Source organism: Pseudomonas sp. PS01298 (assembly GCF_029959745.1).
GTDB classification, from domain to species: domain Bacteria; phylum Pseudomonadota; class Gammaproteobacteria; order Pseudomonadales; family Pseudomonadaceae; genus Aquipseudomonas; species Aquipseudomonas aylmerensis.
The window spans coordinates 238,004-259,986 of record NZ_JASCPP010000001.1 but is presented as its reverse complement, the minus strand read 5'-3'; the positions used below and the strand labels follow the sequence as shown (position 1 = coordinate 259,986).

Here is a 21,983-nt window from a genome sequence, read left to right as displayed (position 1 = left end):
CTGTCAAGTGATTATTTTCAGAAGTTTTCGAAGATTTCTTCAACAACTTCAACCACTTGCGCTTCCGATCTCTCGTTAGCGGGAGGCGAATTCTACAGCGTTACACGCTGCTGTCAACACCTCTTTTCTCCGCTTTCGACCGAGAAGATCGAAACGTTAATAGAGCCAAACAACCCTGCTCTACCAACTCCTTCTGGGCTTCGATGAACTGAAGCAAGTCGCTGTCGAATCTCGCGTAACTCTTTGTTTACCAAGGAGTTTTCCGTTTCGACTACGCCGGAAGTGGGGCGAATTATAGACTTCCAGAATCTGCCGTCAACCCTTAATTTTGCTTTTCTATCAATTAGTTATGATTGGTTAAAAAACCATCAATGAAGCAACACTCGGCCTCTATATAGAAGGGACGCCCCTAGATAACGCCTGCCTCCTTCAACGCCGCGATATTCACCACCCCCAACCCCAACACATCCCTCAACACCTGCGCCGTATGCTCTCCTAATAGAGGAGGCGCACTTCGGTACTCGACAGGCGTCTTGGATAACCGGATTGGACTGGCAACCTGAGGCACCATCCCCGCCAAGGCATGGGGCAGGGCAATCGCCAATCCACGCGCCTGGACCTGAGGGTCGGCAAACACCTGGGCCAAATCATTAATAGGCCCACACGGCACACCTACCTGCTCTAACAATGACACCCACTCGGCCGTGGTCTTGAAGACCGTAACCTGGCGAATCAACGGAATCAGCTCTGCGCGATTAGCCACTCGCATCGTGTTAGTCGCAAAACGCGGATCGTCCGCCCACTGCGGCTGCCCTGCCACGTCCGCAAACTTACGAAACTGGCCGTCATTACCTACCGTCAGGATGAAGTCCCCATCAGCCGTAGGAAAATCCTGGTAAGGCACGATATTCGGATGAGCATTGCCAAGGCGCTTGGGCGACACACCCGTCGTCAGGTAATTCATGGCCTGGTTAGCCAGGCAAGCCACCTGCACATCCAGCAACGCCATATCGATATGCTGGCCGCCGCCGTCATGATCCCGGTGAGCCAGCGCTGCGAGGATCGCCACCGTGGAGTAGAGCCCCGTGAGAATGTCGGTCAGCGCCACACCCACCTTTACCGGCCCAGCGCCTTCATCACCATCACGCCGACCCGTCAGGCTCATCAGCCCACCCAGGCCCTGGATCATGAAGTCATAACCGGCGCGAGACGCATAGGGGCCCGTCTGGCCAAAGCCCGTAATCGAGCAATAGATCAGCTCCGGATTGATCTCCTTGAGCGACGCATAGTCCAGCCCGTACGCCGCCAGACCGCCGACCTTGAAATTCTCGATCAGGATGTCGGACTTGGCAGCCAGATCACGCACCAGCTTCTGCCCATCCGGCTGCGTGAAGTCGATGGTCACCGACTCCTTGTTGCGATTGGCAGCCAGGTAGTACGCCGCCTCACTGGTGTTTTCACCATAGGCATCCTTAAGGAAGGGCGGCCCCCACGCGCGCGTGTCGTCCCCATTACCCGGCCGCTCGACCTTGATCACCTCGGCCCCAAGGTCCGCAAGGATCTGCCCGGCCCAGGGGCCTGCCAGTACTCGTGATAAATCCAGTACCCGCAAATGCGAAAGCGCGCCCATGCCCATGCTCCTATTAATAGAAAGCCTGGAGACCGGTTTGCGCGCGCCCCAGAATCAAGGCGTGCACATCATGGGTACCTTCGTAGGTGTTCACCACCTCCAGGTTGACCAGGTGCCGCGCCACACCAAATTCATCGGAGATGCCGTTACCGCCCAACATGTCCCGCGCCATGCGGGCGATGTCCAGGGACTTGCCGCACGAATTGCGCTTCATGATCGAAGTGATCTCGACCGCCGCAGTGCCTTCATCCTTCATCCGCCCCAGCCGCAGGCACCCTTGCAGGGCCAGCGTGATTTCGGTCTGCATGTCGGCCAGCTTCTTCTGGATCAATTGCGTGGCCGCCAACGGACGGCCGAACTGCTGACGATCCAGGGTGTATTGGCGCGCGGTGTGCCAGCAGAACTCGGCAGCCCCCAGCGCGCCCCACGAGATGCCATAGCGTGCAGAGTTCAGGCACGTGAAAGGCCCCTTCAATCCGCGCACATCCGGGAAGATGTTCTCTTCCGGCACAAACACGTTGTCCATGACGATCTCGCCGGTGATGGATGCCCGCAGCCCGACCTTGCCGTGAATCGCAGGAGCGCTGAGACCTTTCCAGCCCTTTTCCAGGACGAACCCACGAATATCGCCGGCGTCGTCCTTGCCCCACACCACAAACACATCGGCGATCGGGCTATTGGTGATCCACATCTTGGCGCCGGTCAGGCTGTAGCCGCCGTCCACTTTGCGTGCACGGGTAATCATCGCGCCTGGGTCAGAACCGTGGTTAGGCTCTGTCAGACCAAAGCAGCCGATCCATTCGCCGGAGGCCAGCTTCGGCAGATACTTCTGTTTTTGTGCCTCGGTACCGAACTCATTGATCGGCACCATGACCAGTGAGGATTGCACACTCATCATCGAGCGATACCCGGAGTCGACCCGCTCGACTTCGCGAGCAATCAACCCGTAGCTGACGTAGTTCAAGCCACTGCCACCGTACTGCTCGGGAATCATCGCGCCCAACAGGCCGGTTTCGCCCATCTCGCGGAAGATCGCAGGGTCGGTCTTTTCATGGCGGAAGGCTTCGAGTACGCGGGGTGCCAACTTGTCCTGGGCGAATTGCTCAGCACTGTCACGCACCATGCGCTCTTCTTCGGTGAGCTGTTGATCCAGCAGCAGTGGATCGATCCAGTTGAAGCTTGCCTTACCAGCCATGAATGAGTCCTCGCAGGGAAAATCAGAAGTCGTGCATGGAGCCTAGGCCGAGCGAACGCTTAGGGCAAACGAGGTTTCTGCATAGGGTTGTGCTAATTTCTCACTCCGAAGCAGCCAACAAGGGCGCAGACGCGCTTTATAAGTGAGGACTAGGTACATGCGCAGAAAAATACCCAGCACTACTGCACTGGTCAGCTTTGAGGCCGCAGCCCGCCACGAGAGCTTCACCAAGGCGGCGCACGAACTTTCCATTACCCAAGGCGCCATCTGCCGACAGATCGCCAGCCTTGAGGAGTTTTTAAGTGTCGAGCTGTTTCGACGCTCTCGACGCGGGGTCAAGCTGACGGAAGCAGGGCTTTCGTACAGCCGCCGCGTCGCCACGCAGCTGGATGCCGTGGAGCGCGACACCTTGTCCGTGATGGGCCAGCAGGGCGCCAATGTCATCGAGCTGGCCGTGGTACCCACCTTTGGCACTCAGTGGCTGATACCGCGCCTCAAGGATTTCCAACGCCAACACCCGGAAGTCACGGTTAACCTGACCAACCGCACGCGCCCCTTTCTGTTTGCCGACACCGAATTCGACGCTGCGATCTACTTTGGAGATGCTGACTGGTCGGGTACCGAATCCCACAGACTGATGGGAGAAAACCCTGTCCCCGTGTGCAGCCCGCGCCTGATGGGCAATCGCACACATTTCAGCCCCCAGGAGATCGCAGAACTGCCATTGCTGCAGCAGACCACTAGACCCTATGCCTGGCGGCAGTGGTTCAACGCGCAACAACTGAACATACCCCGCGACATGACAGGACCGCGTTACGAGCTATTCTCGATGTTGTCGCAGGCAGCCATGCATGACATGGGTATCGCGCTGATCCCGCCTTTCCTTATCCAGCGCGAGCTGAAAGAGCAGCATCTAGTGATTGCGAGTCCTGAGGCCCTGAGTAGCTCGAAGGCTTATTACTTGATGATTCCGGAGAGAAAAGTCGAATCCGCATCATTGCATGCTTTCAGGGACTGGTTAGTCGATCAGTCACAACGCTACAGCCCAAGCCTTTAAAGGCCTAAAGCTCATAGCTGACTTTGTAGTCAATTAATTTGAAGACCTACAGATATACGTATATGTCGCTTTTAAGCAGACTGTACGGTTCTGTCAAAAACAAGGCTCAAAGCCATGATTTTCATGGCTTGTGGCGACTATCGCAGACTCATACCTGACTATTCACACCGGCCATCGAAAAAGCCCCAACAAATGCCTACAAGCCTTTAAACACCTGTATTTAAAGAGGTTATTCAGGCGCATTGCGACAATCAGTCACAGGCTGACTTGTAGTTAATTTTTCGTCACCCGTCATAATCCCTTGAAGGCCGTAAAGTTCGCCTGCAAAATGCCGCGCCCCGCTGTCATTTCAGCGGGATCGTGCTGATCGGCCGCCCCAGCTGCGCCACTCACGGTGCACTGGCCTTTTTACAAAAAGATCAAAAGCAAAAAGATCATGCAGGAGATTTGACGTGCACATTGGTGTTCCTCTCGAAACCCAGACCGGTGAAACGCGGGTGGCTGCCACCCCAGAAACCATCAAGAAGCTGATCGGCCAGGGCCATAAGGTCACTGTTCAAAGCGGTGCAGGCCTCAACGCCAGCATCGTCGACAGTGCCTATGAAACGGCAGGCGCAACCATTGGCAGCGCCGGCGATGCGTTTGGCGCCGAGCTGATTCTCAAGGTGGTGGCTCCCAGCGATAGCGAACTGGCGCTGATCAAAAGCGGCACCGTGTTGGTGGGCATGCTCAATCCGTTCAGCAACGAAACCATCGCCAAGCTGGCCGGGCAGGGCATCACTGCCTTTGCACTGGAAGCCGCGCCGCGTACCTCACGGGCTCAGAGCCTCGACGTGCTGTCGTCCCAGGCCAACATTGCCGGTTACAAGGCCGTCTTGCTCGCCGCCCATCACTACCCGCGCTTCATGCCAATGCTGATGACGGCCGCCGGTACGGTAAAAGCCGCACGCGTGTTGATCCTCGGCGCTGGTGTCGCTGGCCTGCAGGCCATCGCCACGGCGAAACGCCTGGGTGCGGTGATCGAAGCATCCGACGTACGTCCGGCGGTGAAAGAGCAGATCGAATCCCTCGGTGCCAAGTTCGTCGACGTGCCTTACGAAACCGATGAAGAACGCGAATGCGCCGTCGGTGTCGGCGGTTACGCTCGCCCCATGCCCACCAGCTGGATGCAGCGCCAAGCCTTGGCCGTGCACGAGCGCGCCAAGCAGGCCGACATCGTCATTACCACCGCGCTGATCCCCGGCCGCAAGGCGCCGACCTTGCTCAGCGCCGAAACCGTCGCGCAGATGAAACCCGGCTCAGTGGTCATCGACCTCGCGGCGGCCCAGGGCGGCAACTGCCCGCTGACGGTCGCCGATCAGGTCGTGGTCGAGAACGGCGTGATCATCTGTGGCCCGACCAACCTCGCCGGTGCCGTCGCCGCCGACGCGTCTGCCTTGTACGCACGCAACCTGCTGGACTTCCTGAAGCTGGTCTTCACTAAGGAAGGGCAGTTTGAAATCAACCTCGAAGACGACATCGTCGCCGCGTGCCTGATGTGCCGCGACGGCCAAGTCATCCGCAAAAACGCCTAACAGGGATTCAGACGATGGAAGAGCTTATCTCCCCCGGTATCTACAACCTGATCATCTTTGTGCTGGCGATTTATGTCGGTTACCACGTGGTCTGGAACGTCACCCCGGCCTTGCATACCCCGCTGATGGCCGTGACCAACGCGATTTCGGCGATCGTGATCGTCGGCGCCATGCTTGCTGCCGCGCTGACCGTAACCCCGCTGGGCAAGACCATGGGCACGTTGGCCGTGGCCTTGGCAGCCGTTAACGTGTTCGGCGGTTTCCTCGTGACGCGCAGGATGCTGGAGATGTTCAAGAAGAAAGCCCCGAAAGTAAAAGAAGAGGCGCCGAAGTAATGAGCATGAATCTGGTCACGACGCTCTACCTGATCGCGTCGATCTGCTTTATCCAGGCCCTCAAGGGCTTGTCACACCCAACCACCTCTCGGCGGGGCAACCTGTTCGGCATGCTTGGCATGGCGCTGGCAGTACTCACCACCGTGGGCCTCATCTATAAGCTCGGTGCTGAGCTGGCCACTGCCGGTATCGGCTACGTGATCGTTGGCTTGCTGGTCGGCGGCACCGCTGGCTCGATCATGGCCAAGCGCGTGGAAATGACCAAGATGCCGGAGCTGGTGGCGTTCATGCACAGCATGATCGGCCTGGCCGCGGTGTTTATCGCGATTGCTGCCGTGGTCGAACCGCAATCCCTGGGCATCGTCAAACACCTGGGCGACTCGATCCCGGCGGGTAACCGTCTGGAGCTGTTCCTCGGCGCAGCCATCGGTGCGATTACCTTCTCCGGCTCGGTGATTGCGTTCGGTAAGCTTTCGGGCAAGTACAAGTTCCGCCTCTTCCAGGGCGCACCGGTACAGTTCGGCGGCCAGCACAAGCTGAACCTGATGCTCGGCCTGCTGACCCTCGGCCTGGGCCTGACGTTCATGTTCACCGGCAACCTCACGGCCTTCGCGTTGATGCTGGCCCTGGCCTTTGTGCTCGGCGTGCTGATCATCATCCCGATCGGCGGCGCGGACATGCCGGTCGTGGTGTCGATGCTCAACAGCTATTCCGGCTGGGCAGCGGCGGGGATCGGCTTCTCGCTGAACAACTCGATGCTGATCATCGCCGGCTCGCTGGTAGGTTCGTCCGGCGCGATCCTGTCGTACATCATGTGCAAGGCGATGAACCGCTCCTTCTTTAATGTACTGCTCGGTGGTTTCGGCAATGCGCCGGATGCCGGTGCTGCAGCCGGTACTAAAGAAGCGCGCCCAGTGAAATCCGGCTCGGCCGATGACGCGACTTTCCTGCTGACCAACGCCGACACGGTGATCATCGTTCCAGGCTACGGCCTGGCTGTGGCGCGGGCACAACACGCGCTCAAGGAGCTGACCGAGAAGCTCACCCACCATGGCGTGACCGTGAAGTACGCGATCCACCCGGTGGCAGGCCGCATGCCTGGCCACATGAACGTACTGCTCGCCGAGGCCGAAGTGCCTTACGACCAGGTCTTCGAAATGGAAGACATCAACTCCGAGTTCGGCCAGGCCGACGTGGTGCTGGTGCTCGGCGCGAACGACGTGGTCAACCCGGCCGCCAAGAACGATCCGAACTCGCCGATTGCTGGCATGCCGATCCTGGAAGCGTTCAAGGCCAAGACCATCATCGTCAACAAGCGCTCGATGGCCAGTGGTTACGCCGGCCTGGACAACGAGTTGTTCTATCTGGACAAGACCATGATGGTCTTTGGTGATGCCAAGAAGGTCATCGAAGACATGGTCAAAGCCGTCGAATAACACTGCGCCAGCGCAATACCCGAAACCCTGGCCTCCCGTAGGCTGGGGTTTTTTCGTTCCAATGCCCTGCGTGGGAATGCAGTCAGGGATGCTCTGCGTCCCGCTTTGCGCACTCACATGAAACCCGACCAAAGGCTCTAAATCGCCGCCTGGCATTCGACCATGGTAGCGGGCCGAAATTTTTTGAAATCACTACACTGCCCACCTTGCTTCCGTAGCCTGAGATAACAATTCATGTACCGTGATCGTATCCGCTTGCCTTCGTTGTTGAACAAGGTCATGAGCGCGGCAGACGCCGCCGCACTGATCGAGGACGGCATGACCGTCGGCATGAGCGGCTTCACCCGCGCCGGTGAAGCCAAGGCCGTCCCCCACGCCCTGGCCGAACGCGCCAAGACTTCGCCGCTGAAAATCACCCTGATGACCGGCGCCAGCCTGGGCAATGACCTGGACAAGCAACTGACCGAGGCCGGCGTGCTGTCGCGACGCATGCCGTTCCAGGTCGACAGCACCCTGCGCAAGGCGATCAACGCCGGCCAGGTGATGTTTATCGACCAGCATCTGTCAGAAACCGTCGAGCAACTGCGCAACAACCAGCTCAAGCTGCCGGACATCGCTGTGATCGAAGCCGTCGCGATCACCGAACAAGGACATATCGTGCCCACCACGTCGGTCGGCAACTCGGCCAGCTTCGCGATTTTCGCCAAGCAAGTAATTGTCGAGATCAACCTGGCACACAACCCGAACCTGGAAGGGTTGCACGACATTTATATCCCGACGTACCGGCCTACCCGCACCCCGATTCCATTGGTCAAGGTCGACGACCGCATCGGCAGCACGGCGATCCCGATCCCGCCGGAAAAGATCGTCGCGATTGTGATCACCAACCAGGCCGACTCCGCCTCAACGGTAACGCCGCCTGATGCGGACACCCAGGGTATCGCCAATCACCTGATCAACTTCCTGAAGCAGGAAGTGGACGCCGGTCGCATGACCAACAAGCTTGGCCCGCTGCAGGCCGGGATCGGCAACATCGCCAACGCGGTGATGTGCGGCCTGATCGAGTCGCCATTCGAAGACCTGACCATGTATTCAGAAGTATTGCAGGACTCGACGTTCGACCTGATCGACGCCGGCAAGCTGAGTTTTGCCTCGGGCAGTTCGATCACGCTGTCGGAGCGGCGCAATGCCGATGTGTTCGGCAACCTGGAACACTACAAGGACAAACTGGTGCTGCGCCCGCAGGAAATCTCCAACCACCCGGAAGTGGTACGGCGCCTGGGCATCATCGGCATCAACACGGCGCTGGAGTTCGATATCTACGGCAACGTCAACTCCACCCACGTCTGCGGCACGCGGATGATGAACGGCATTGGCGGCTCCGGGGATTTCGCGCGCAACGCGCACCTGGCGATTTTCGTCACCAAGTCGATTGCCAAGGGCGGCGCGATTTCCAGCGTGGTGCCGATGGTCAGTCACGTGGACCACACCGAGCACGACGTCGATATCCTGGTAACCGAGGTCGGGCTCGCCGACCTGCGCGGCCTCGCGCCCCGCGAGCGCGCGCGGGTGATCATCGACAATTGCGTGCACCCGGCCTATCGCGATGCGCTGAACAGTTACTTCGAATCCGCCTGCGCCATCGGTGGCCACACTCCGCACATCCTGCGCGAAGCACTGAGTTGGCACATCAACCTCGAAGAAACCGGACATATGCTCAAGGCTTGATTGATACAGATTCGAGCTGATGCAAACACAGTTTCATCAGCTCGATGAACCGACCGACCTTTTTTGAAAAAACTGTACTGCTGTACCGGTCATTTCCTACCGAAATTTCCTACGATTGTCGACGAAACTGCCAATTTCGCACCGCCTCAGTGCAGACAGGTACAGTTGCCCCATTTCCGTACAGTACAGCACCCTTAAACAGTTAACTGGCCCCTCACAATACAGGTGAACTGTATCTAGAGAGTCTTGCGTCGGAGGAGGATCATTGGCATCAGTTAAACCACTACCTAATCCCGCCACAAGCGGAAGGATGTCATCATGGAACGTACACTCAGTTCCGAACTGTTCTTCGAAGAAAAAGCTGTAAACACCCAGGCCTCCCTGCCTTTGCGCGTTCTCGCCAACCTGATGTTGTGGCAGCGCCGCATCTCCAGCCGCCACCAACTGGCTCGTCTGGATTCGCGTCTGCTGGCTGACGCCGGTATCAGCGAAGCTCAACGCTACGAAGAGCTGAGCAAGCCGTTCTGGCGCTGATTGGCGCCCGCTGGCCCTGACCCCACGGGTCCACTGCCAGCACTCTGATTTGTCAAAACAAAGCCCGCCCCGGGTCACCGGAGGCGGGCTTTGTTGTTTCCGGGATTCCCGTTTGAGGCGCTAAAACAGAAGGCCTTTGCAGGAACAGGTACAGTTGAATAATTATAACAATTAAGCAGTACAATTTAGCTTGGGTGTATCTGTATCGGTCACAACCTCTCGCCCAACATGGTGTTCCAGGACCTCATCAAAGGCACCCACCATGGCTACGCGCACCTCTCTTTGTAAGCATCTATTACGCCGCACCGCCTGCGTACTGACCAAGTGGGCGCGTCACGCATACGAAAGACGCCAACTGGCCCAACTCGATCCTCGTGAACTGTCCGACTCCGGCATCAGCCATGGAGACCGAATGGCCGAGCTCTCCAAGCCGTTCTGGCGTGACTAGGCAGTCAAGACGCTACCCGAACGGATAAACGGCGGCTTAATATCCGCTCACCACGTGGCGAACCCTTTAGGACGGGCGTCTGATCCCAACAGCTGTCCTGCGCCACTTTATTCGTTCATCTACAGGAGTCACCCCATGTCCCGTCTTCGCCTGCTGAGTGCTGCTGCCCTGTTGGCCCTGGCTGCCAACGCCCACGCGACCAGCTTCATCGTGACCACCGACTCCATCGTCGGTGCACTGAAGGCCACCTCGGATGCCAGCTCCGATGCCACTTCGTCCCTGCGCGACAACAAAGTCGTGCGCGCCGCCCGCGACGACGCCGCCAGCTTTGTTGCCAGTGAAGGCGCCATCCGTGGCGTGAAGCTGGAGAGCGCCCTGGCCCAGATCCGCCAACAGGCCCCGCAATTGAATACCGCGACTGACGCACAACTGGCCCAGGCCATCCTGGCTATCTGATTAAGCTGACACAGGGAGCGCCCGCCGCTCCTTGGTGCCGCCGTACTGGCTCTCGCCCGGGCATTGCGCTAGCCTTGGCGCTCGTTTTCAGTTGTCGAGTCCCATGGCTTTTTCATACCGCCTGTTAATAGTCCCTGTGTTGTTTTCCATCGGTTGGTCGCCAATGGCCTCGGCCTTTGACCTGACCACCCAGAGCACCGTCGCGAGCGCCTACGCCACCAGCAAGGTGACCTCTGCGCCCTTCGACAGAAAAGTAGTCATGGCCGCCCAGGATGATGCAGCCGCTTTCATCGCCACTGACGGCCAATGGCGGGGGGCACGCCTGGAATCAGCGCTGAATTATCTGCGCCGCGCCCAGCCAAAACTTAACGCCAGCGACCTTGAACTGGCGCAAGCAATTCTCGTCCAATAATCATCTTTGTATTTCGGAGTCATTCCATGCGTAGCCCGCTGATCGCCGCCACCCTTGGCCTGCTGTTGTTGGCCGACGTTGCCCAGGCGCATACCCTGGTGGCCACCAGTAACATCATTGTTCGCGCCTCTGGCCGCACCATTGATTTCACGTCGGACACCACCACCTCCATCCGCGACTCCAAAGTCGTGCGTGAAGCCCACGATGACGCGGCAAGTTTCGTCGCCACCAACGGCGAGATTCGCGGCGCGCAGCTGGAAGCGGCGTTCGACACCCTGCGAACCCGCGTGCCGGAAGCCCGCGATGCCAGTGACCAGACCCTCGCCGAAGCTATCCTCGCACTGTGAGGCGACTCGCCGCCTGGCTCCTGGCCGGGGCTGTGCTGCTGTGTGCCAGCGCAGCCCAGGCCAGCCTGCAACTGCAGCTCAAGACCGATGGCTTGAGCCCAGCCGAACAGCAGGCCAGCCAGGCATTGCTCGATGAAGCGATGCGCTCCTTGCCGCCACGTTTTATCGAGCAGCTGGACCGGCGCATCGATGTCGGCTGGACCGACAAGATGCCCGAAAACGCCTACGGCCAAGCCTCCCTGGTGTCCGAGCTGGACCTCAACCGCAACCTGCTCGCCAGCCTGACCGACGGCAGCGCCGCCACCCAGAAAACCAACCGCCCCCACGGCACTGTGCGCCGGGAAATGCTCGCCACCGTGCTGCATGAACTCACCCACATCTATGACCGTGCGCGCCTGTGGTCCAAGGACGAGCGCGCGCTGATCCAGCGTTGCAGCCGCCAGAACAACATCACCGGCCTGATCGGCCTGCCGGATCAATGCCGGGGCCAGAATGACCGGCGCTTCACCCTCAGCGATGACCCGCGCCTGCTGGATCTCGCCGGCTGGCCGCAATACGTCGGCCGTCGCGGCGAACGCGAACAGCACAACCGCCAGGTCGCGCGCAGCCCGGACATCTACGAAACCACCAGCCCGCTGGAATTCGTCGCGGTCAACATGGAGTACTTCCTCCTCGACCCAAGCTACGCCTGCCGGCGCCCCGCGCTGTTCCGCTATTACAAGGAACACTTCGGCTGGGCGCCACCCGAACAGGACACCTGCGCCAAGACCTACGCATTCCTCAACGCCGGCAACGATTTTGCCAAGACCCCGCTGGGCCAGGTTGATCCGGAACGGGTCTACGAAATCGACTACCTGCTGGCCGAAGCCAACCAGAACCTGGTGAGCCGCTGGGGGCACAGCATGCTGCGCCTGGTGATCTGCGCGCCCGGCCGCCCGCGTGGCCCGGATTGCCGGCTCGACCTGGACCAGCATTTGGTGCTGTCCTACCGGGCCTTCGTGGGTGACGTACAGCTGTCGAGCTGGGACGGCCTGGTGGGCAAGTATCCGTCTCGCCTGTTTGTGTTGCCGCTGGCCCAGGTGATTGACGAATACACCAAGACCGAGCTGCGTGGCCTGGCCTCCGTGCCGTTGAAACTCAGCCGCCAAGAGATCAACGACACCGTCGAGCATGCCGCTGAAATGCACTGGAGTTATGACGGCAACTACTATTTCCTGTCCAACAACTGCGCGGTCGAAAGTCTGAAACTGTTGCGCAGTGGCAGTGCCAACCCGCAGCTGACCGGCCTGGACAACATCACTCCCAACGGCCTGCTGGAAGTGCTGCAGGCGCGTGGCCTGGCCGATACCAGCGTGTTGAATGACAAACGCGAGGCCATGCGCCTTGGGTATCACTTCGACTCCTTCCGCGAACGCTACCAGGCGATGTTCGACGTGTTGCGCAAGCACCTGCCGATCAAGCAGACCCAGGTCGAAGACTGGCTGTCCCTGAGTGCCGAGGAGCGCCGCCAGTGGTTTGCCCAGGCTGACCTGCGTACCAGCGCCGCCCTGTTGCTGCTGGAGCAAGCGAGCTTTCGCAAACAGTTGATGCTGGCCCAGGACGAAGTCAAACAACGTTATCTCGGCGCCCGCGAACTCAAGAATGGCGGCATGGAGAAAGCCAACGCCACGCTGCAACAGATTCTCGCCAACAGTGGCTTCCTCAGCCGCCCGGCAGAACTGCTCGGCAGCGGCGGCTACGGCCTGCCGCAACCGTCGGAGTCCAAGCGCCTGGAGTCCGAAAGCGCCGAGCGCCAGAAACAGCTGCAATCACTCACCGGCGAACTGGATAAAGAGGTGAGGGCGCTGCTGGAGCCTTCCCGAGCAGCTGAAATTGCCGCCTGTGAAGCCAACCTCAAGCAGGTCGGCGAACATTTGCGAGCGCTGCACAAAGCAGCGGGCGGCCTGGAACTGCCCTGACAGCTTCACGGCAAACACCCTTCAAATGTGGGATCTGGCTTGCCAGCTCCCACATTGGCGCTGTGTAAATCTGACGACCGTGTATCTACCCTCCATCAACTGTTTGCCCAGCGAAAGCTGGCTGAAAGCTTCCCCGTCTAGGATCGCCCCCACTGCCGGCAACAGACCGGCTGTTAACAACAACAATGGTGATTCCCGATGTCCGCTCGTACCCGCCTGTTCGCCCCGACTCCACCCGTAAGCCACGTGCCTTTCGTTCTGCGCTGACCCCACCCGGTTCGCCATTCCCTAGCCGCGCTACGCCTGGAGTATTCCTATGCTGACTTTCCTTGGCTTTGCCATGGTCATCACGTTCATGTTCCTGATCATGACCAAGCGCCTGTCCGCGCTGATCGCCTTGATCATCGTGCCTATCCTGTTCGCGCTGTTCGGCGGCTTTGCGCCGGAGATCGGTCCGATGATGCTCGCGGGCATCACCAAACTCGCGCCGACCGGCGTGATGCTGATGTTCGCCATCCTCTACTTTGCCCTGATGATCGACTCCGGCCTGTTCGACCCGGCCGTGCGCAAGATCCTCCAGATGGTCAAGGGCGACCCGTTGAAAGTTTCCGTGGGCACCGCCGTGCTGGCCCTGGTCGTGTCGCTGGACGGTGACGGCGCCACCACTTACATGATCTGCGTGGCCGCCATGCTGCCGCTGTACCAGCGCATCGGCATGAGCCCGCGGATCATGGCCGGCCTGATCATCCTCGCCGGTGGCGTGATGAACATGACGCCCTGGGGTGGCCCGACCGCCCGCGCCGCCAGTGCGCTGCATGTGGACCCTTCGGATATTTTCGTTCCGATGATCCCGGCCATGGCCGCCGGTGTGATCGCGATCCTGGTGATCGCCTATATGTACGGCAAGCGCGAGCGTGCACGCCTGGGCGAACTGCACCTGCAAGGGGACGAGATCGACCACAGCGAAATCAGCGTGTCGCAATACCCTGACGCCCGCCGTCCGAAGCTGATCTGGTTCAACGGCGCGCTGACTTTTGCCCTGATGTGCACCCTGATCGCCGGCCTGCTGCCATTGCCGGTCCTGTTCATGGTGGCGTTCAGTATCGCGATGATCGTCAACTACCCGTGCCTGCAAATGCAGAAAGACCGCGTCGCCGCCCACGCCGGCAGCGTATTGGCAGTGGTCGGGCTGATCTTCGCCGCGGGTATCTTCACCGGCATTCTCTCCGGCACCGGCATGGTCGATGCGATGTCCAAGAGCCTGCTGGCCGTCATCCCCGATGCCATGGGCCCTTACCTGGCGGTGATCACCGCACTGGTGAGCATGCCGTTTACCTTCTTCATGTCCAACGATGCGTTCTACTACGGCGTACTGCCGGTGCTGGCCGAAGCCGCCAGTCATTACGGCATCACCGCCGTGGAGATGGCGCGTGCCTCTATCGTTGGCCAACCCGTGCACTTGCTCAGCCCGCTCGTACCGTCGACCTACCTGTTGGTGGCGTTGGCCGGTATCGAATTTGGCGATCACCAGCGCTTCACCCTCAAGTGGGCAGTACTGGTATGCCTGTGCATAATGTTCGCCGCGTTGCTGATGGGGATTTTTCCGCTGTTCAGCACTCTATAATCGTACCGACTCACCGCGCGGCGCTGCAGCTTGCGCGGTTTAACACTTGCTCAAAGGAATACACATGGAATGGCTGACCAATCCGGAAATCTGGATTGCCTTCTTCACCCTGACGGCCCTCGAGATCGTCCTGGGCATCGATAACATCATCATGATTTCGATCCTGGTCAGCCGCATGCCCAAGCATATGCAAGCGCGCACCCGGATTTTCGGCCTGGCCCTGGCCATGGTCACGCGCATCCTGCTGTTGCTGTCGATCACCTGGGTCATGCAACTTACCGCCGACCTGTTCGTGGTATTCGGCCAGGGCATTTCCGGGCGCGACCTGATCCTGTTCTTCGGTGGCCTGTTCCTGCTGTGGAAAAGCTCCCAGGAGATGTACCACGCCCTGGAAGGTGAAGACGAAACCCACGACGAGCCGAAGGGCGCCGGTGGCAAGTTCATCTACACCATCATCCAGATCGCCATCATCGACATCGTGTTCTCCCTGGACTCGGTGATCACCGCCGTGGGCATGGTCTCGCACGTGCCGGTGATGGTGGCGGCGATCGTGGTCGCGGTGCTGGTGATGATGCTCGCGGCCGGCACCATCAGCGAATTCATCGACAAGCACCCGTCGCTGAAAATGCTCGCGCTGTCGTTCCTGCTGGTAGTGGGTACCGTGCTGATCGCCGAATCCTTCGACGTGCACGTGCCAAAAGGCTACGTCTACTTCGCCATGGCGTTCTCGCTGGCGGTGGAAGCGGTGAACATCAAGATGCGCACTGCCATCGCGAAAAAGAAGAAACAGCAGGATCCTGTGAAACTGCGCAAGGACATTCCGGGTCAATAAACCTGACCCGCTGCTGAAAAGGGGCTTTCGAGCCCCTTTTTTCCCTCTGCAAAAAGCTGATTTCATGACAGTTTTATTTCAATCACGACTTTAGCTATGCGATGCTGGCGCACAGCCCATTCGCCAACTACAGCTTAAGTACAAGACGTAGAGTGGCACGCGGCAATTCTCATTTGCTCTTTTTGAGCTAACCCACACGGGGGGCCGAGCATGCTGACCTTGCTCAATCTGCTTTCCGCCGTGACCCTGCTTATCTGGGGCACGCATATCGTCCGTACCGGCATCCTGCGGGTCTACGGCTCTAACTTGCGCCAAGTCATCGGGCAGAACATGTCCAAGCGCTGGCTGGCGTTTGTCGCCGGCATCCTGGTGACCGCCATGGTGCAGAGCAGCAACGCCACCGCGATGCTGGTGACTTCTTTCGTGGGCCAGGGCCTGATGGGCTTGATGCCCGCGCTCGCGACCATGCTCGGCGCCGATGTCGGTACCGCGCTGATGGCGCGGGTGCTGACGTTTGACCTGTCATGGCTGTCGCCGCTGCTGATCTTTCTCGGGGTGATCTTCTTCCTGTCACGCAAACAGACGCGGGCAGGGCAGTTGGGCCGTGTAGGCATTGGCCTCGGGCTGATCATCCTCGCGCTGCAGCTGATCGTTGAGGCCGCCGGGCCGATTACGCATGCCCAGGGTGTGAAAGTGCTGTTCGCCTCGCTGACCGGCGACATCCTGCTCGATGCCCTGGTCGGCGCCTTGTTCGCGATGATTTCCTACTCCAGCCTGGCGGCCGTGTTGCTGACCGCGACCCTCGCCGGCGCCGGCGTGATCGGCCTGCACGTGGCCATCGGCCTGGTGATCGGCGCCAACATCGGCAGTGGTGTGCTGGCCTTCCTCAGTACCAGCATGCAGAACGCCGCCGGTCGCCAGGTGGCGCTGGGCAGCCTGTTGTACAAATTGATCGGCCTGCTGCTGATCATCCCGGTACTCGACCCGCTCGTATTGTGGATGGACGGCCTGGACTACAGCGCCCAAGGCATGGTTATCACCTTCCACCTGCTCTACAACGTCAGCCGCTGCCTGATCCTGCTGCCGAGCATCGGCCCGATGTCGCGCTTGTGCGCCTGGCTGCTGCCGGAGCGCGAGGAGGTCAATGGCACGGCCAAGCCGCGTCACCTTGACCTCGCCGCGCTCACCACCCCCAGCCTGGCACTGGCCAACGCCGCACGGGAAACCCTGCGCCTGGGCGACCTGATCGACAACATGCTCACCGCCATGCAGGAAGTGCTGCGCGGCAAGCAGACCGCCATTACCCAGGAGATGCGCAGCCTCAGCGACGACGTCGAGTCGCTCTACAGCGCGATCAAGCTCTACCTGGCGCAAATGCCGCGCGAGGACCTCAGTGAGCAGGACAGCCGCCGCTGGGCCGAGATCATCGAGCTGTCGATCAACCTGAAACTGGCCGGCGACCTGATCGAACGCATGCTGCGCAAAGTCCAGCAGCAGAAAACCTCGCAACGCCGGCAGTTCTCGGAAGTCGGCCTGGAAGAACTCAGCGGCCTGCACTCCCAGCTGATCGCCAACCTGCGCCTAGGCCTGTCGGTGTTCCTCAGCGCCGACCCGGAAAGCGCCCGCCAACTGCTGCGCGAAAAGCGCCGTTTCCGCGCCCAGGAACGGCGCCTGGCCCACGCCCATGTCAGCCGCCTGCAACGCAAAGTCGTACAAAGCCTGGAGACCAGTTCCCTGCACCTGGAGCTGATTGCCGACATGAAGCGTCTGAACTCGTTGTTTTGCAGCAGTGCTTATGTAGTGTTGGAAACGTCCGACACCGGCGCGCTCTCCGCCGAAGATATTGCCGACATCACGCATTCACCCTGAACGGATGATGGCGCGTGAAGTCAGTTAAAACTGACCTCACACGCCAGGAAGCTTGTTATGCGTCGCCTGTTATTCGCTTGCCTGCTCATGGGTTCCGCCCATGCCTTTGCCTTTGACCGCCTGCAAGTCGAGGGCTACACCTTGCCCAATGGCCTGCAATTGCTGCTCAAGCCGGGCACCGAGCGCGGGCACGTGGCGATCCGACTGGTGGTCGGTGTAGGCCTGGATGACTTCAGTTGCGAAGACAAGGAGCTGCCGCACCTGCTCGAACACTTGCTGTTCAGCGGCCTCGACGGCGGCGGCGAAGGCGAACTGGAAGACCGCATGCAGGCCCTGGGCGGCGAGTGGAACGCCTACACCAGCAATGCCGACACCACCTTCGTGATCGAAGCCCCCGCGCAAAACCAGCGCAAGGTGCTCGACCTGCTGCTGGCGATCATCACCCGCACCGAACTGACCGACGCCAACATCCAGGCAGCCAAGCAGGTGGTGGAGCGCGAGGACGGTGGTCATTACTCACACCTGCAACGCCTGCTCGACCGCCAGGACCTGGGCCACACCGCCAGCAATCAACTGGCCGTCGAACTGGGGCTCAAATGTGCCGAACGCGCCGAGGTCAATCAGCTGACTCGCGACCAGTTGGAGAACCTGCGCAAAAACTGGTACGCGCCCAACAACATGACGCTGATCATCGTCGGCGACCTCGACAAACTGCTGCCCGCCTACCTGGAGCGCACTTACGGCCAACTTGAGCCGGTGGAGCCCAGCGAGCATTTGGCGCTGCCGGACATCCAGCACGCCGCCGCCAGCCATCGCGAGTTGATCCACGGTTGGGTCGGCGACAGCGCCAAGCTGCACTGGTTATTCCCCGAGCCGGTGCTGGATGACCAGCATGATGAAACCTACGACCTGCTCAAGGACTACCTCGACTGGGCGCTGTACCGCCAACTACGGCTCAAGCACGCCTTGTCCTACGGCCCATGGAGCGAGCGCGAAGTGCTCGGCGGCGTCGGTTTCCTCAGCCTGAATGCCGACCTCGAGCGAGAAAATCTCCCCGAAGCCGAACACGTGCTGCAAGCGCTCAAGGCGCAACTGCTCAAGGACGGCCTCGACCCTGCCGTGTTCAGTCGCCTCCAGCAGGCCGCCGTCGCCCGCCAGGCCTGGGCCGTGCAGGGCAACAGCGCCCTGGCCGATTATTACTGGAGCGCCTCGGGCGATTACCACAATGGGCACTTCAGCGACCCGGTCAAACGGATCAAGGCCGTGAGCCTGGACCAGACCAACCAGGCCATGCGCGAGGTTTTCAAGCAACCGGGCTACTGGCGCATCGAGAAGCCGCTGCTGAGCTACGACATGCTCAGCTGGATCGGTGCCGGCCTGCTCGGGCTGATCGCCATTGTGTTGATCGGCGTGCGGGTTTATCGCAAACGAGTCGCGTAATGAGGCACCGAACCCAGGGCTAAGACGTTATTCTGTCTGGGATTTTTTCCTACAAAGACTGCGAACTGCCGAATGCCAAACCTGACCCGTCTTATCCAGCGCGTCCTCGAACTGATGAAGCGCTACCCAGGGGTGATTGCACTCGGCGGGTTTATCTCGGGTGTGTGCAGCTTCATCCTGGTGGATCGCCAGCAGGGCATGGCCAGCTGGATCGCAGTGATCATGCTGGTGAGCTGGCTGTGGCTGATGCTCGAAAACAGCTTTACCCAGCTGTTCACCAAAGTCTTCAAGCGCGAAATCCCCGAACCCTTGCTGCGCTACGCGACCCAGATGATCCACCAGGAAAGTCTGTTTTTCGTGCTGCCATTCTTTTTCGTCACCACCGCCTGGAACAGCGGACAGTCGGTGTTCACTGGCCTGCTCGGCGCTGCAGCGCTGGTGTCGATCACCGATCCGCTCTACTACAAGTGGCTGGCGCCCAAGCGCTCGCTGTTCCTGGCGTTGCACACCCTGACCCTGTTCGCCGCGCTGCTCACCGCGCTGCCGATCATCCTGCACCTGACCACCGCCGAAAGTTACAAGCTCGCCCTCGGCGTGGCCATGGCGTTGTCGATTCCAAGCCTGGCGGTAAGCCTGCCGCTGCGCAGCCTCAAGGGCTGGGCGATGCTGCTGGGGGTCACCGCCGCTATCGGCTGCGCCGGCTGGTTCCTGCGCAGTTGGGTGCCGCCGGCCACCCTGTGGATGACCGAAGTGGCCATCAGCACGCAGTTGCAAGACCGCACGCCGGGTGACGATCTCAAACAAGTCACCGCCGCCCAGCTGCGCAGCGGCGGGCTGTACGCCTACACGGCGATCAATGCGCCACGTGGGCTGGATGAGCGCATCTACCATGTGTGGAAATTCAATGGCAAAGAAGTCGACCGCATCGCCCTGGATATCCACGGCGGGCGCAAGGAAGGCTATCGCGCCTGGACCCACAAGCAGAATTTCCCGGCTGACGCGGTAGGCCGCTGGCAAGTGCAGGTGCTGACCGAGGACGGGCAAGTGATCGGCGTCCTGCGCTTCAAAGTGGCGGACGCAGCACAAACGGACAACCCAAAGTAGGCCGGTTCGTGCTATTACGTAGCAATTGTGGATAGCCAGACAAGCTCGGAGCTTATGACCAGCAGCACAACGGCCGGCGCCGCCCATCTCGATACGTCTACCGCCCCTCCGTTACTCAGGATTACGGGGGACTGGACGCTTGCCCACTACGCCAGCCTGAAAAAGCTTTCCGACAAACTCGACGGCCAATACGACGCCGGCGCGCGCATCGACCTCAACGGCCTCGGCGCCCTGGATACTGCCGGTGCCTCGCTGCTGGTGGAGCTGCTGGGGCCCGACCGCATCGAGCAATCCGCCGAACAGACCGACTGCAGCCTGAGCGCTGCCGACCGCGCGCTGCTCAAGACCGTCTACCGCTCCCTCAATGACTTTTGTGTGCCAGACAAAGCCCCGGAAGAAACCGCCGGCATCCAGGTGCTGGCGCGTATCGGGCGCGCGGTGGACACCGTCTGGCAGGACAGCAAGAAACTGCTGGGCTTCATCGGCCTGATCCTCGAAACCTTCGCCCGCGGCATCTTCCGGCCCAAGCGCTGGCGCCTGACGCCGATGGTTGCGCACCTCGAACAGGTCGGCCTCGACGCCGCCCCCATCGTCGCCTTGCTCACCTTTCTGGTCGGCGCCGTGGTGGCGTTCCTTGGGGCCACGGTCCTCAAGAGTTTTGGCGCGACGATTTTCACCGTGGACCTGGTGGCGTTCTCGTTCCTGCGCGAATTCGGCGTGCTGCTCACCGCGATCCTGATTGCCGGCCGCACCGCCAGTGCCTTTACCGCACAAATCGGCTCGATGAAGGCCAACGAGGAAATCGATGCGATCCGCACCCTCGGCCTCGACCCAATGGAGCTGCTGGTGTTGCCACGGGTACTGGCGCTGCTGGTGGCGCTGCCGATGCTGACGTTCCTGGCAATGCTCTCGGGCATCGTCGGCGGCGGCGTGGTGTGCGCGGTGGCCCTGGATATTTCGCCGGCGATGTTCCTCTCGCTGCTGCAATCGGACATTGGCGTACAGCACTTCCTGGTGGGTATGGTCAAGGCGCCGATCTTCGCCTTCCTGATTGCCGCCATCGGTTGCCTGGAAGGCTTCAAGGTCAGCGGCAGCGCCGAATCGGTCGGCGCCCACACCACCTCCAGCGTGGTGCAATCGATCTTTGTGGTGATCGTGCTGGATGCGGTCGCCGCGCTGTTCTTCATGGAGATGGGCTGGTGAGTCGTCTACACCGTGCGCCCGCCGAGGCGGTGATTGAGGTGCGTGGCCTGTGCAATCGCTTTGGCAAACAGAGCGTGCACGAGAACCTCGACCTGGATTTGTACAAGGGCGAGATCCTCGCGGTGGTCGGCGGCTCCGGCAGCGGCAAGTCGGTGCTCTTGCGCAGCATCGTCGGCCTGCGGCGCCCCAGCGCGGGCGAGGTGCGGGTATTCGGCAAGAACCTGCCGAGCTTGTCGGAACACGAGCGCTCGAAGGTGGAACGGCGCTTCGGTGTGCTGTTCCAGAAGGGCGCGCTGTTTTCCTCGCTGACCGTGACCGAGAATGTCGCGCTGCCGTTGATCGAACACGCCGGCCTCAGCCGCGCCGACGCCGAGCACCTGGCTGCCGTCAAGCTGGCCCTGGCCGGGCTGCCGCTGTCGGCGGCCGACAAATACCCGGCGTCGCTGTCCGGCGGCATGATCAAGCGCGCCGCCCTGGCCCGCGCGCTGGCGCTGGACCCGGACATCCTGTTTCTCGACGAACCCACCGCCGGCCTCGATCCGATCGGCGCGGCGCAATTCGACCAACTGATCCTGACCCTGCGCGATGCGCTGGGCCTGAGCGTGTTCCTGGTCACCCATGACCTCGACACGCTGTACACCATCACCGACCGCGTGGCGGTGCTGGCGCAGAAGAAAGTGCTGGTGGCCGATGCCATCGATGTCGTCTCGGAAACGGACGACGCCTGGATTCACGAATACTTCCACGGCCCCCGGGGCCGCGCGGCATTGGATGCCGCTCAACCGCTCAACGAGGTATGAC

20 protein-coding genes are annotated in these 21,983 nt (G+C 60.5%); 18 read left to right on the top strand and 2 right to left on the bottom strand.

All coding sequences use genetic code 11. The annotated features are described in order from the left end of the window. Positions 1–409: 409 nt before the first annotated feature. Positions 410–1,630 (bottom strand): CaiB/BaiF CoA-transferase family protein, encoded by a 1,221-nt coding sequence (locus QMX97_RS01190; RefSeq protein WP_282395644.1) that lies wholly within the window; start codon positions 1,628–1,630, stop codon positions 410–412. Positions 1,631–1,643: 13 nt separating this feature from the next. Then, entirely contained in the window at positions 1,644–2,825 is a 1,182-nt protein-coding gene (locus QMX97_RS01185; protein ID WP_003187423.1) for an acyl-CoA dehydrogenase, read from the bottom strand. A 157-nt stretch (positions 2,826–2,982) separates the two neighbouring features. Between QMX97_RS01185 and QMX97_RS01180 the strand changes: the two genes are divergently transcribed. The 18 genes from QMX97_RS01180 (at position 2,983) to QMX97_RS01095 (ending at position 21,982) form a co-directional block, all read left to right on the top strand. After that, entirely contained in the window at positions 2,983–3,882 is a 900-nt protein-coding gene (locus tag QMX97_RS01180) for a LysR family transcriptional regulator (protein WP_106805521.1), read from the top strand. A 452-nt stretch (positions 3,883–4,334) separates the two neighbouring features. After that, the gene (locus QMX97_RS01175) at positions 4,335–5,456 is read left to right on the top strand and encodes a Re/Si-specific NAD(P)(+) transhydrogenase subunit alpha (protein WP_065902877.1); all 1,122 of its coding nucleotides are present in this window, start codon (positions 4,335–4,337) and stop codon (positions 5,454–5,456) included. 14 nt (positions 5,457–5,470) lie between these two features. Beyond that, on the top strand, positions 5,471–5,791 hold the full coding sequence (locus QMX97_RS01170; protein WP_003187417.1) for an NAD(P) transhydrogenase subunit alpha: 321 nt from the start codon (positions 5,471–5,473) through the stop codon (positions 5,789–5,791). Then, on the top strand, positions 5,791–7,227 hold the full coding sequence (locus QMX97_RS01165) for an NAD(P)(+) transhydrogenase (Re/Si-specific) subunit beta (RefSeq protein WP_106805522.1): 1,437 nt from the start codon (positions 5,791–5,793) through the stop codon (positions 7,225–7,227). Before QMX97_RS01170 ends, QMX97_RS01165 begins: the two co-directional genes overlap by 1 nt. 234 nt (positions 7,228–7,461) lie before the next feature. Continuing rightward, positions 7,462–8,955, top strand: a complete 1,494-nt coding sequence (locus QMX97_RS01160) for an acetyl-CoA hydrolase/transferase family protein (protein ID WP_065902871.1) — start codon at positions 7,462–7,464, stop codon at positions 8,953–8,955. Positions 8,956–9,273: 318 nt separating this feature from the next. Then, on the top strand, positions 9,274–9,489 hold the full coding sequence (locus QMX97_RS01155) for a DUF1127 domain-containing protein (RefSeq protein WP_003187413.1): 216 nt from the start codon (positions 9,274–9,276) through the stop codon (positions 9,487–9,489). Positions 9,490–9,751: 262 nt separating this feature from the next. Further along, a complete protein-coding gene (locus QMX97_RS01150; protein ID WP_106805523.1) occupies positions 9,752–9,937 on the top strand; it encodes a DUF1127 domain-containing protein in 186 nt (61 codons plus the stop codon). 135 nt (positions 9,938–10,072) lie between these two features. Continuing rightward, positions 10,073–10,393, top strand: coding sequence for a DUF2388 domain-containing protein (locus tag QMX97_RS01145; protein WP_282395639.1), 321 nt, complete (start codon positions 10,073–10,075; stop codon positions 10,391–10,393). Between the two features lie 103 nt (positions 10,394–10,496). Continuing rightward, positions 10,497–10,805, top strand: a complete 309-nt coding sequence (locus QMX97_RS01140) for a DUF2388 domain-containing protein (RefSeq protein ID WP_065902868.1) — start codon at positions 10,497–10,499, stop codon at positions 10,803–10,805. A 26-nt stretch (positions 10,806–10,831) separates the two neighbouring features. Next, a complete protein-coding gene (locus tag QMX97_RS01135; RefSeq protein WP_065902866.1) occupies positions 10,832–11,152 on the top strand; it encodes a DUF2388 domain-containing protein in 321 nt (106 codons plus the stop codon). Beyond that, the gene (locus tag QMX97_RS01130; protein WP_065902860.1) at positions 11,149–13,110 is read left to right on the top strand and encodes a DUF4105 domain-containing protein; all 1,962 of its coding nucleotides are present in this window, start codon (positions 11,149–11,151) and stop codon (positions 13,108–13,110) included. Before QMX97_RS01135 ends, QMX97_RS01130 begins: the two co-directional genes overlap by 4 nt. A gap of 316 nt (positions 13,111–13,426) precedes the next feature. Beyond that, complete coding sequence (locus QMX97_RS01125; RefSeq protein ID WP_065902853.1) at positions 13,427–14,734, top strand: CitMHS family transporter; 1,308 nt, start codon at positions 13,427–13,429, stop codon at positions 14,732–14,734. A gap of 64 nt (positions 14,735–14,798) precedes the next feature. After that, positions 14,799–15,566, top strand: coding sequence for a TerC family protein (locus QMX97_RS01120; RefSeq protein WP_014716354.1), 768 nt, complete (start codon positions 14,799–14,801; stop codon positions 15,564–15,566). 210 nt (positions 15,567–15,776) lie between these two features. After that, positions 15,777–17,435, top strand: a complete 1,659-nt coding sequence (locus QMX97_RS01115; RefSeq protein WP_065902852.1) for a Na/Pi cotransporter family protein — start codon at positions 15,777–15,779, stop codon at positions 17,433–17,435. A 57-nt stretch (positions 17,436–17,492) separates the two neighbouring features. Next, positions 17,493–18,875 (top strand): insulinase family protein, encoded by a 1,383-nt coding sequence (locus QMX97_RS01110; protein ID WP_120447340.1) that lies wholly within the window; start codon positions 17,493–17,495, stop codon positions 18,873–18,875. 72 nt (positions 18,876–18,947) lie between these two features. Beyond that, positions 18,948–19,979, top strand: a complete 1,032-nt coding sequence (locus tag QMX97_RS01105) for a DUF5924 family protein (RefSeq protein WP_120447339.1) — start codon at positions 18,948–18,950, stop codon at positions 19,977–19,979. A gap of 54 nt (positions 19,980–20,033) precedes the next feature. Further along, positions 20,034–21,182: an ABC transporter permease gene (locus tag QMX97_RS01100; RefSeq protein WP_065902846.1), complete on the top strand. Its 1,149-nt coding sequence runs from the start codon at positions 20,034–20,036 to the stop codon at positions 21,180–21,182. After that, positions 21,179–21,982: an ABC transporter ATP-binding protein gene (locus QMX97_RS01095; RefSeq protein ID WP_282395633.1), complete on the top strand. Its 804-nt coding sequence runs from the start codon at positions 21,179–21,181 to the stop codon at positions 21,980–21,982. The genes QMX97_RS01100 and QMX97_RS01095 overlap by 4 nt, the downstream gene beginning before the upstream one ends. Position 21,983: the final 1 nt, after the last annotated feature.